Raw genomic sequence first — 10821 nt, forward strand, 5'->3', positions numbered from 1 at the left:
TGTACACCCGTACGCACGGACGTCCGTCCAAGCGACCGGGTGGTGCAGGCGTGCCGCCGCGGTCGAGTCAAGGGGAGGAGTCCCGTCCATGTCCACGCTGCGCGTCACCGCCGAGAAGCTGACCATCCTGGAGCACCCGAATGCCGATGCTCTGGAGCTCGCACAGGTCGGCCTCTACCGGGCGGTGGTCGCGAGGGGCGCTTACCGGACCGGGGACTTCGCCGTCTACATTCCCGAACAGTCCGTCCTCCCGGACGAGTTGATCGCGGAGCTGGGTCTGACCGGCAAGCTGGCCGGCTCGCGGGCGAACCGGGTGAGGGCGGTACGGCTGCGCGGACAGCTGTCCCAGGGCATCGTCTGCCGGCCCGCCGCGCTCGCCGGCACCGACCTGTCCGCCGCGGCCGAACAGGGCGCGGACTTCGCCGAACTGCTCGGCGTGGTCAAGTGGCAGCCCCCGGTGCCCACGTCGATGAACGGCGATGTGCTCGGCGCCCCGGACCTGCTGCCCTGGGTCGACATCGAGAACCTCAAGCGGTACCCCGACATCTTCGAGCCCGGCGAGCCGGTGGTGCTGACCGAGAAGCTGCACGGCAGCTGCTGCCTGGTCACGTACACCGCCGGGACCGGCGAGGTGCAGGTGTCGTCCAAGGGGATCGGCGCGAAGGGGCTGTCGCTGGCCGAGGACGAGCGCAACCTGTACTGGCGGGCGGTGCGCGCGTACGACATCCCGGCGGTGGCGGCCCGGCTGGCGGAGCGGCTCGGCGCCGAGCGGGTCGGCATCTTCGGAGAGGTCTTCGGCGAAGGCGTGCAGGACCTGAACTACGGCGTCTCGGCGCGCGCCGGGCGGCCCGGGTTCGCGGCGTTCGACGTCTCGGCGGTGGTGGGCGGTCGGTTGACCTGGCTGTCCGCGCCCGAACTGCTGGACGGCGAGCTGCCGTTGGTGCCCGAGCTGTGGCGCGGGCCGTTCGACCCGGAGACCGTGCTGGGGCACGCGCAGGGCCGGGAGACCTTCTCCGGACGTGAAGTCCACCTGCGCGAAGGCGTCGTGGTGCGGACGGTGACCGAGCGCTGGAGCCCGGTGACCGGCGGGCGGGCGATCGCCAAGGTGGTCAGCGACGCCTACCTGACGCGCAAGGGCGGCACCGAGTACGAGTAGACCCGCGTGCGCGGCTGAGCCCGGTGCGCGGGCGGGCCCCACGTACGGGTGGGCCCGGTGCGCGGGGTGACCTGTGCACGGTCGAGCCGTGCGCAGGCGGTGCCCGACAGGAGGCGCGAGTTGCCGGTCCCCGGACCCGGTGCTCGCGCCTTCCCGCGTTGGCTACCCGTCAGTACAGTCGACGGTGCGCATCCCTGTTGCAGAAGGAGTCGCCATGGCCACCGAAACCCCCATACCCGGTCCGGCCGGACATCCGCTGGTCGGATCGCTGTTCGACCTCACCCGCCGCCCGCTGCGCACCTACCTCGCCGCCCGCCGTGACCACGGGGACGTGGTGCGGATCCAGGCCGGACCACCCGGCCTGCGGACCTCGTTCCACGCGGTGTTCTCCCCGGACGGCGTCCAGCAGGTCCTGGCCGGCGAGGCGGCCAACTTCCGCAAGGAGAACTCGTTCTACGACGAACTGCGGACCAGCGTCGGCAACGGGCTGCTGACCAGCCAGGACGGCGACTACCAGCGCCAGCGTCGACTGATCCAGCCGCTGTTCACCCGTCGCCGGGTGGACGGCTACGCCGCCGCCGTCGCCGGGGAGGTGGAGTCGCTCGCCGAACGCTGGCGGGCTGCGCCGGGCGGGGTGGTGGACGCCGCGGAGGAGATGTCGCGGTTCGCGATGCGGACGGTCGCGCGGATCCTCTTCGGTGCCGACGTGGAGGAGGCGGTGGCCGTGGTGGCGCACAACTTCCCGGTGCTCGGCGAGTACGTCAAGGAGCGCGGCTTCGCCCCGGTCCGCGTCCCGCGCACCTGGCCGACCCCGGGCAACCGGCGCGGCCTGGAGGCGCAGCGGGCGCTGTACGGGGTCTGCGACCGGATCATCGCCGAACGGGCCGCGCGCGGAGGGGGCGACGAGGACGCGGACGACCTGCTCACGCTGCTCGGGAGGGCGCGCGACGACGACGGGGAGCGGCTGGACCCGGCCGAACTCCGGGACCAGGTCCTGGTGTTCCTGGTTGCCGGACACGAGACCACGGCCGTCTCGCTGGCCTTCGCGCTGCACCTGCTGGCCAAGCACCCCGAACACCGGAAGCTCGCCCAGGAGGAGGCCCGGACCGTCCTGGCCGGACGGGCACCGACGGCGGCGGACCTGGAAGCACTGCCGTACACCACGCGGGTGCTGAAGGAGGCGATGCGGCTCTACCCGGCGGCGGCGCTGGTCGGCCGGCGGGCGGTCGACGAGACCGTCATCGACGGGTACGTCATCCCGGCGGGGGCGCAGGTCGTCGTCGCACCGCTGGTCACCCACCGGCACCCCGACCACTGGGCGGACCCGGAACGCTTCGACCCGGACCGCTTCCTGCCGGAGGAGGAGAGGGCCCGGCACCGCTACGCCTGGTTCCCGTTCGGCGGGGGGCCGCGGGCGTGCATCGGGCAGCACTTCTCGATGCTGGAGTCGGTGCTGACCCTGGGGCTGCTGCTGCGGGACTTCGAAGTGGAGGCCGTGGACCGGCGGGTGGCGCTCGCCCAGGGGATCACCCTGCGGGCGGCGAGCCCGATGCGGATCCGGGTGACGGCCGGGGGCTGACAGCCGGCCGGGCCCGGGCGGCGGACGGATGACAGCGAACAGATGACAGATGGCAGATGACAGTGAACAGATGACAGATTTCAGACTCTGTCGTCTGTTCGCCGTTCGTTGTTTGCTGTTCGCCGGCCGCTGCCGGCTGTCCGCCGCCGGCCGCCGGCCGTTCCGTCAGCCGTCCGGGCATACGACCGGGTTATTCGAACACATCGCTCGCCATTTGCGGGCAGCTTTTCGGATCTTCGGGTGGCCGTTTCCGGCCCCTCGATAGCGTCCCACGCACCCCAGGCCGAAAGCGCACATGCGGCTGGCATATGACGAGACCCGGTCACCACGGACCCGGCCGCCCTCGCCGCCGGTCGCACGGAGTCCGCCCGGCCCGGGTGCCCGGGCGCACCGCGTACCGCCCCGGGCCCGACCGGTCGACCGGAGGTCCGATGGGCACCCTCAACCACCTCACCCTCGGCTGGCTGACCCCTGCCCTCTCGTACCTGATGGCCTGCGCCGGCGCCGCCCTCGGACTGCGCTGCACGCTGCGCGGTCTGGCCGCGAGCGGTGCCGCCCGGAGGAACTGGCTGGTCACGGCGGCTGCCGCGATCGGCTCCGGCATCTGGACCATGCACTTCGTCGCCATGTTCGGATTCACCGTCGACGGCACCGAGCTGCGCTACGACGTCCCGCTGACCGTCCTCAGCCTCGTCGTCGCGGTGCTGGTCACCGGCCTCGGCCTGACCGTCGTCTGCTACGGCGGGCACCGCGGCCTCGCCCTGCTGGCCGGCGGCGTCACCACCGGCATCGGCGTCGCCGCGATGCACTACCTGGGCATGGCCGCCGTACGGATGCACGCCGGTCTGCGCTACGACGCCGGGACGGTCGCCCTGTCCGTCCTGGTCGCGGTCGGTGCCGCCACCGCCGCGCTCTGGGCCGCCGTCACCATCCGCAACGTCCTCGCGGCCGGGGCCGCCGCACTGGTCATGGGCCTCGCCGTCAGCTGCATGCACTACACCGGGATGGCCGCCGTGCACGTCCGGTTGGAGCCGGCCAGGGCAGGCCTCGGCGGGGCCGGCCCGATGGAATTCGTCTTCCCGCTGGCCGTCGGCCTCGGCTCGTTCCTCTTCCTCGCCTCGGCCTTCGTGGCACTCTCACCGACCGTGCGGGAACGGGCCGGCCACCGGGAGGCCGGCGAGCTGGCCATCGAGGAGTTCCCCGCCGCGGCCGCGCGTCCCGCACCCGGACCGCCGGAGCCGGCCTTCCCCGGGCTCGGAGCCGGGGCCGGGCTCTCGGGCGGGACCGCGGAGGGGCTCGGAGCCGGGATCGGGGCCGGGCTCGGGTCCGGGGCTGAGCGGTACGGCGCGGAGCGGCACGACCGAGCGGCCTGAGCGGCGGGACCACACCGTCCGTGCACGTGCTCCCCTCCCCGCTGGGCCCTCCCCACTGAGCCCTTCCCGCTGAGCCCTGCCCAGCACCGCCCGGCCCAGTCCCGCCTCAGCCCCCGTCCTGCCCGAAAGGCTCCTCACCGATGCGAGAAGACCGCGGCGCCGCCCCCGGTGCCCGCCGGGGTGCCCACCCGGGCCCGTCCGTCCGGCCGCCGCACCCCGGAGCCTGGCTGCGCGGCCTTCGCCCCCGCACCGTCCGCGCCCGGATCATCGCCCTGCTGATGGTCCCGGTCGTCTCGATCATCGCCCTGTGGGGGTTCGCCACCGTCACCGCCGCGCAGGGCGTCTGGGACCTCCTGCGCCAGCGCGACGCCCAACGCACCGTGCTCACCCCCGTCGCCGAGGCGGTCGCCGGGCTGCAGGCGGAACGCACCGCGGCCGGGCAGCTGCTGGCGGCTTCGGCGACCGCCCCCACCGCCGCCCGGGAGACCGCCCTGCGCGAGGCCTCGGCGGTCACCGACCGCGCGATCACCCCGCTGTTCCCCGATCCCCGGCACCCCGACGGGGGTTACAACCGCGCCGACGCCCAAGGCCTCGGCGCCGACGCGGCCGCCCGCCTGGACGCCCTCGGCGCCGCCCTCGCGGTCCTGCCCGAGCTGCGCGCAGGGGTGCTGGCCCGGAGCGTCGGCTGGCCCGAGGTGTACGCCGCGTACGGCGAGGCCGTCGACCGGGCACTCGCCGCGGCCGGTGCCGTCGCGCCGCAACAGGAGCACGCGGTCGCGGATGACGTCCGGGTGCTGCTGGAACTGGCGCGCTCGCGCGAGCTGTTGGCCCGCGAGGACGCGCTGCTGCGCGCGGCCCGCTTCTCCGGTGCGCTCGGCGAGGAGCAGCTGCGGGAGTTCTCCGGTACGGCGTTCGCCCGGCGGGAGTTCGAGCGGGGGTCGGCCGCCGACCTGGGCCCCGCCGACCGGGAGGCGCTGCTCGCCGTCACCGGCGGCCGGGACCACCGCGAGCTGGTCGGGTACGAGGACCTGGTCCGTGCGGCCGCCGACGGTCGTGCGGCCGTGTCGGCCGTGCCGGCGGACCGGTGGGCGATGGTCGCCGGGAACGTCGAGAGCAGCCTGCGCGCCGTCGAGGACCAGGCCGGACGGGTCGCCGCCGAGCGCCGGAACCCCTACGCCCTCGGCCTGTTCACCCCGGCCGGGACGGCGGTGCTGCTCGGCCTGCTCGGCGTGGTGGCGTCGCTGGTGATCTCGGTGCAGATCGGGCGCGGCCTGGTGACCGAACTGATCGGCCTGCGCAACGAGGCACTTGAGCTGGCCGGTCGCAAACTCCCCTCCACCATGCGGAAGCTGCGGGCGGGCGAGGAGGTGGACGTCGAGACCGAGGCGCCGCGGCCGGCCGGCCGGGACGACGAGATCGGCCAGGTGCACCGGGCCCTCGGCACCGTCCAGCGGGCGGCCGTGACGGCCGCGGTTGAGCGGGCCGAGGTGCTGTCCGGGGTCTCCGGGGTGTTCGTCAACCTCGCGCGCCGCAGCCAGGTCCTGGTGCACCGCCAACTCACCTTGCTGGACGCGATGGAGCGCCGCACCGAGGACCCGTCCGAGCTGGCCGACCTGTTCCGGCTCGACCACCTCACCACCCGGATGCGCCGGCACGCCGAGGGCCTGATCATCCTCTCCGGTGCCGCGCCCGGCCGGGCCTGGCGCAAGCCCGTCCCGCTGGTGGACGTGGTGCGCGCGGCCGTCTCGGAGGTCGAGGAGTACGCCCGGGTCGAGGTGCACCCGCTGCCGCGCGCCGCCGTCGTCGGGCACGCCGTCGCCGACCTCGCCCACCTGGTCGCCGAACTGGTCGAGAACGCCACCGGATTCTCCCCGCCGCACACCCGGGTGCACATCCGGGGCGAACAGGTCGGCAACGGCTACGCGTTGGAGATCGAGGACCGGGGCCTCGGCATGGGGCCGGAGGCCCTGAACGCGGCCAACCGCCGGATCGCCGCCGCCGAACGGACCGACCTCTTCGACAGCGACCGGCTCGGCCTGTTCGTGGTCAGCCGGCTCGCCCGGCGGCAGGACGTCAGGATCTCGCTGGTGACCTCCGCGTACGGCGGTATCACCGCGGTGGTCCTGCTGCCGACCGCGCTGCTGGCCGACGGGGCGGCGGTCCGGGCGGCGGGCGATCGGTACCAACCGTACGACCCCGTCGTCGAGTTGGACGTCCGGCCGGGCACTGACGCCGAGCCGGTCCCGGTCGGGAGCGCCCACCCGGGCCGGCCCGACCGGGAGTTCGCCCCGACGGGCGGGAACACCCCGCGCGATGCGGGGGAGACGGGACTTCCGGCGGTGGGTGGGCCGCCGCCGGAGGGTGGGGCGCTGCTGCCGTTCGGTGTCCGGGGGAACGACCCCGGCCCGGTGCGCCGCGCTCCCCTCCGGGCCTCCGGGGCCCGGAGGGCAGACCCGGCTGCGGACGGGGGCCGGGGTGCCGCCGCCCGTCCGCAGTCCGGGCCGCCGCAGCCGAACCGCACCGGACCGGAGGCCACCCCGGCGCCCGGTGGACGCAGGCCCGATCCGGGGCCCGGGGAACTGCCGCGCCGGACCCGTCAGGCGAGCCTCGTGCCGCAACTGCGCGGGGCACCGGGACCGGGCGTGCACACCGGCCGTACGACCGGCACCGCCCCGGACCCGGCCACGGCGCCCGGTACGGGCCCCTCGGGGCGCAGCTCCGGGAGCCACGGCGCGGGAAGCAGCGGCCGGGGAAGTCGCGGTCCGGAGCGTCTCGGACCCGACGGACTCGGGAGCCCCGAACAGCCTGAGCGCCCTGGGCACCCCGGGAATCCCGGAGACCATGAGCGCCCCGGGCATCCCGAGAGCCCCGAGAACCGCAGCCCCGAGAACCGCAGCCCCGAGGCGGCGCGTGCGGCGGTGGCGGCCTTCCGGAACGGGTGGGTGCGTGGCCTACGCCCCGACGGCGGACGGTCCGACCGGCCCGCGGACCGGCCCACGGACCGGTTCGCCGACCAGCCCACCACACGGCGGCCCACCATCCGGCAGCCCGCCGATCCGCCGCCGCAGGGCCCGCGCGGCCCACTGACCCCACCCCGACCCGAAGGAGAGCACCCGTGATCGGCACCACCCACCGCGTAGGAGAGTTGAACTGGATCCTCGACGAGCTGGTCCGGCGCGCCCCCGAGGTGCGCTTCGCCGTGATGCTGTCCGCCGACGGACTGGCCATCGGCACCTCGGCCGGTCTGCCGCGCGAGGACGGTGAGCACCTGGCGGCGGTCGCCTCCGGGTTCCACAGCCTGGCCAAGGGTGCCGGCCGGTACTTCGACGCGGGTGAAGTCCGCCAGACCATGGTCGAGTTGGAGGGCGGATACCTGCTGGTCGCGGCGGCCGGGGAGGGCACCTGCCTGTCCGTGTTCGCCGACTCCCGGGCCGAACTCGGTCTGATCGCCTACGAGACGGCCAGGCTGGTCCGCCGGGTCGGCGAGCACCTGAGCACGGCGCCGCGCGCGGCGGACGGCTGGTGAGCCGGATGCCCCGACCGTCCCCCGAGGGCCCGCCCCCCGGGCGACATCCGGAACACCCGCGGGCCGATCCCGCCCGCCAACCCCGCAACCCGCTCGCCGCCGCCCACCGGGCCCGGTGGTACGACGACGAGGCGGGCCCGCTGGTCCGCCCGTACGCCGTGACCCGGGGGCGCACCGGAACCGGTGGGCGGCAGCTCGACCTGATCGCCGTCGTCGTCTGCGACCTGCCCGACCCGGCGCTCGCCCCGGACGCGCCCGAGCCGCCGGCCGGGCCCGAACAGGCACGCATCCTCGCGCTGTGCCGGGGCACCCCGCTGTCCGTGGCCGAGCTCGCCGCCGAACTCGACCTGCCCGTGGGCGTCGTGCGCGTACTGCTCGGCGACCTGCTGGCGGCCGGGCTCATCCGGGTCAACCGTCCTGTCCCGCCCGCCCTGCTCCCCGACGAGCGCATCCTCCAGGAGGTCATCCATGGACTCCGCGCACTCTGACCAGCGGTCCTGCCCGTCCGGTCCGTCCGCCTCGCCCGGCCCGTTCGATCCGCCGGGGCCCTCCGCGGCGCCCGGGTCGTCCGGGTCGTCCGGGTCGTCCGGGTCGTCCAGGCCGGACCGGGCGTCCCGGGCGTTCGCGACGGAGGACCCCGACGGCACCGTGCTCGCCCTCAAGATCCTTGTGGCGGGCGGCTTCGGGGTCGGCAAGACGACCCTGGTCGGCGCGGTCAGCGAGATCCGCCCGCTGCGCACCGAGGAGCGGCTGACCGAGGTCGGGCGCGGGGTGGACGACCTCGACGGCGTGGAGCGCAAGAGCACCACGACGGTGGCGATGGACTTCGGGCGGATCACCATCCGTGAGGGCCTGGCGGTCTACCTCTTCGGCACCCCGGGACAGGACCGGTTCTGGTTCCTCTGGGACGAGTTGGCCCAGGGCGCGCTGGGTGCCGTGGTGCTCGCCGACACCCGGCGGCTGACGGACTGCTTCCCGGCCGTCGACTTCTTCGAGAACCGGGGCATCCCGTTCGTGGTCGCGGTGAACCGTTTCGCCGGGACCCGGGAGTTCGGCCCGGGTGAGGTCGCTCGCGCGCTGGACCTGGACGCCGGTACGCCCGTGCTGCTCTGCGACGCGCGGCACCGCTCGTCGGGCAAGGAGGTGCTGATCAACCTCGTGGAGCACGCCGGCCGGGTGCGTGCCGCCCGGCTGCTCGCGGATGCCGCGCCGACGGCCCGGGGGTGAGGCGGCGTCGGAGCGGAGGGCCGGCGGCGCTCGGGCGACGGGTTTCAGCGAACAGATGACAGCTGACAGATTTCGAAATCTGTCAGCTGTCATCTGTCATGCGTCATCCGCCGCGGAGTCGGTGGCGCATTGTGGGCGAACGGCTGCGCAAGGTGATGGCGGCGAACTATGATGTGACCTGCGTCACAACATGCCCGATGGTGCCGTGGTCGGGCCCGGTGGGGCGTTCGGGTGCCGATTTCCGGGGAGAACGGCATGGCGGATTGCAGCGGTCGACGGATGGACGGCGAGCCCGGGAAGGGCTTCGGCCCGTGCGGGGCGGGCGGTCGATCGGCCGAGTTCAACCGGGTGTTCACCGACCTCCTGCCCAGGCTCCAGCAGGCGGCCGCCTCGCTCACCGGGAGCCCGCTCGCCGCCGGGGACGTCGTCCACGACGCGTACCTGCGGATCGCCCGCCGGCCGGAGCGCTTCCTCGGCCACCCGCAGCCCTGACCGCCAAGCAGGCCCGCGCCGTGGCGCTGGTCGACCTCGATGGCTACAGCGTCGACGAGGCCGCCGAACTGCTCGGGCTGCACCGCAGCACCCTGGCCGTCACCCGCCGTCGCGCCCACGGGCGGCTGCGCGCCGTCCTCGAACGGGAGCGCGAACGGGGTCGCGGATAACGGCCGGGCGTCGCCCTTCGTGCCGCCGCCCGCCGCCTTGCCCACCGCCTCGCCGTCCGGAGCGCCCGCAGCCCGCCGCCTCGCCGTCCGGAGCGCCCGCCGCCCGGATTGCCGCCGCCCGGCCGTACGACGCACCGAGCTGACGACAAGTCAGCTGATGCGTCCCCCCGGCCCGTACGCTGAAAATCGTGATCACGTACGAGGACCGCCGCCTGCGCGCCCTGGCCGAGGACGGCCGTTGGCACGAGCTGCTCGCCGCCTACCGGCAGGGCCGGGCGGCCGCCGTGGTCGAAGCGGGGGAGGAGACCGCGGCGTCCCTGACCGCGCCGCTCGGCCACCTGATCGCCTACGCGGCGCCGCCCGAGCTGGCCGTCCGACTGTTCGACCGGGACGGCGGCGAGGGCGCGGTCGCCGGGGTGGCCGACCACGATGCCGGCCCGCTCTGGGAAGTGCTGGCGACCCGGCACTCCTGGCTGAGGCTGGCGCCGCTGCTCGGCCCGGCGCCGGTGCGCCGGCTGGTCGCGCACACCCGGGTGCTGCTCGGCGAGGACCTCTCCTACGGGGCCGAGCCCGACCCGGAGGGCGTGCCGCTGCGGCTGGAGCCGTGGGAGTCGGCGGGGTGGGAGGAGTCGGCGAGGGTGCGGGAGTACCTGCCCGGCGGAGGTGCGCGGAGCGCGCTGCTGACCCTGCCGGCCAGTCGGGAGGGGCTCGGGGTGGTGGACCTGCCGGTGTCGGTGGCGCGGACGAACGGTCGGCCCGGTGGGCAGCGGATCACCCGGGCGCTGGGGGAGCTGGGCGCGCTGGCACCGTGGGCGGACGTGGTGTGCGTGCGTGGTGAGGCCCCGCTGGCGGCCGCCCTGCTGGCTCGCGGCCGACGGGTGGTCGGCGGGTACCTGCCGTTCGCGCTCGCCTACCCGGCGCTGGTGCGGGCCGCCGCGGTCGGGCGGGCGCAGGGCTGCGCGCACGGGAGGCTGGGGCTGTGGCGGGCGCTGGTCGCGATGGCCGGGGCGGACGGGCCGGGGTCGGGCGAGGTGAACGCGCTGGTGGAACGGATGCGCTGCTTCACCTGGCAGGAACCGGCGGCCGGGCTGCACCACCTGCACGTCGCGCTGGAGGATCCGGCCAGCGGGGTGGCCTGGGCGGTCAGCGGCTCGCAGGAGCTGTGACCGCCGGGCCGTGGTCGTGAGGGCCGTGACCGCCCGGCCGTGACCGCCCGGCCGTGACCGCCCGGCCGTGACCGCCCGGCCGTGACCGCCCGGCCGTGACCGCCCGGCCGTGACCGCCCGGCCGTGACCGCC

At 75.2% G+C, this 10821-nt stretch carries 10 protein-coding genes; all 10 read left to right on the forward strand.

From position 1 onward, the window contains the following. The first annotated feature begins 88 nt into the window (after positions 1–88). The gene (locus ACFV0O_RS12315) at positions 89–1156 is read left to right on the forward strand and encodes an RNA ligase (ATP) (protein ID WP_360250483.1); all 1068 of its coding nucleotides are present in this window, start codon (positions 89–91) and stop codon (positions 1154–1156) included. Between the two features lie 214 nt (positions 1157–1370). Beyond that, positions 1371–2735 carry a cytochrome P450 gene (locus ACFV0O_RS12320; protein ID WP_380339981.1) on the forward strand — a complete coding sequence of 455 codons (1365 nt, stop codon included), beginning with the start codon at positions 1371–1373 and terminating at the stop codon, positions 2733–2735. A gap of 431 nt (positions 2736–3166) precedes the next feature. After that, the gene (locus ACFV0O_RS12325; protein ID WP_380339983.1) at positions 3167–4108 is read left to right on the forward strand and encodes an MHYT domain-containing protein; all 942 of its coding nucleotides are present in this window, start codon (positions 3167–3169) and stop codon (positions 4106–4108) included. 140 nt (positions 4109–4248) lie between these two features. Beyond that, positions 4249–7227 carry a nitrate- and nitrite sensing domain-containing protein gene (locus ACFV0O_RS12330; RefSeq protein WP_380339986.1) on the forward strand — a complete coding sequence of 993 codons (2979 nt, stop codon included), beginning with the start codon at positions 4249–4251 and terminating at the stop codon, positions 7225–7227. Beyond that, positions 7224–7634, forward strand: a complete 411-nt coding sequence (locus ACFV0O_RS12335) for a roadblock/LC7 domain-containing protein (RefSeq protein WP_380339989.1) — start codon at positions 7224–7226, stop codon at positions 7632–7634. Before ACFV0O_RS12330 ends, ACFV0O_RS12335 begins: the two co-directional genes overlap by 4 nt. A gap of 5 nt (positions 7635–7639) precedes the next feature. Further along, positions 7640–8122 carry a DUF742 domain-containing protein gene (locus ACFV0O_RS12340; protein ID WP_380339991.1) on the forward strand — a complete coding sequence of 161 codons (483 nt, stop codon included), beginning with the start codon at positions 7640–7642 and terminating at the stop codon, positions 8120–8122. Between the two features lie 160 nt (positions 8123–8282). After that, a complete protein-coding gene (locus tag ACFV0O_RS12345) occupies positions 8283–8861 on the forward strand; it encodes an ATP/GTP-binding protein (protein WP_380339994.1) in 579 nt (192 codons plus the stop codon). Positions 8862–9116: 255 nt separating this feature from the next. Then, positions 9117–9353, forward strand: coding sequence for an RNA polymerase sigma factor (locus tag ACFV0O_RS12350; protein ID WP_380339996.1), 237 nt, complete (start codon positions 9117–9119; stop codon positions 9351–9353). 20 nt (positions 9354–9373) lie between these two features. Continuing rightward, positions 9374–9523, forward strand: coding sequence for a helix-turn-helix domain-containing protein (locus tag ACFV0O_RS12355; RefSeq protein ID WP_380339999.1), 150 nt, complete (start codon positions 9374–9376; stop codon positions 9521–9523). Positions 9524–9711: 188 nt separating this feature from the next. Next, the gene (locus tag ACFV0O_RS12360; RefSeq protein WP_380340002.1) at positions 9712–10689 is read left to right on the forward strand and encodes a hypothetical protein; all 978 of its coding nucleotides are present in this window, start codon (positions 9712–9714) and stop codon (positions 10687–10689) included. Positions 10690–10821: the final 132 nt, after the last annotated feature.

The sequence above is a fragment of the Kitasatospora sp. NPDC059577 genome (assembly GCF_042735475.1).
Classification (GTDB): Bacteria; Actinomycetota; Actinomycetes; order Streptomycetales; family Streptomycetaceae; genus Kitasatospora.

What these genes read in the sequence shown, in the direction of transcription:
- ACFV0O_RS12325 (WP_380339983.1), top strand. Translation starts at nt 3,167, where the DNA reads ATGGGCACCCTCAACCACCTCACCCTCGGCTGGCTGACCCCTGCCCTC.
- ACFV0O_RS12340 (WP_380339991.1), top strand. Translation starts at nt 7,640, where the DNA reads ATGCCCCGACCGTCCCCCGAGGGCCCGCCCCCCGGGCGACATCCGGAA.
- ACFV0O_RS12350 (WP_380339996.1), top strand. Translation starts at nt 9,117, where the DNA reads ATGGCGGATTGCAGCGGTCGACGGATGGACGGCGAGCCCGGGAAGGGC.
- ACFV0O_RS12315 (WP_360250483.1), top strand. Translation starts at nt 89, where the DNA reads ATGTCCACGCTGCGCGTCACCGCCGAGAAGCTGACCATCCTGGAGCAC.
- ACFV0O_RS12330 (WP_380339986.1), top strand. Translation starts at nt 4,249, where the DNA reads ATGCGAGAAGACCGCGGCGCCGCCCCCGGTGCCCGCCGGGGTGCCCAC.
- ACFV0O_RS12320 (WP_380339981.1), top strand. Translation starts at nt 1,371, where the DNA reads ATGGCCACCGAAACCCCCATACCCGGTCCGGCCGGACATCCGCTGGTC.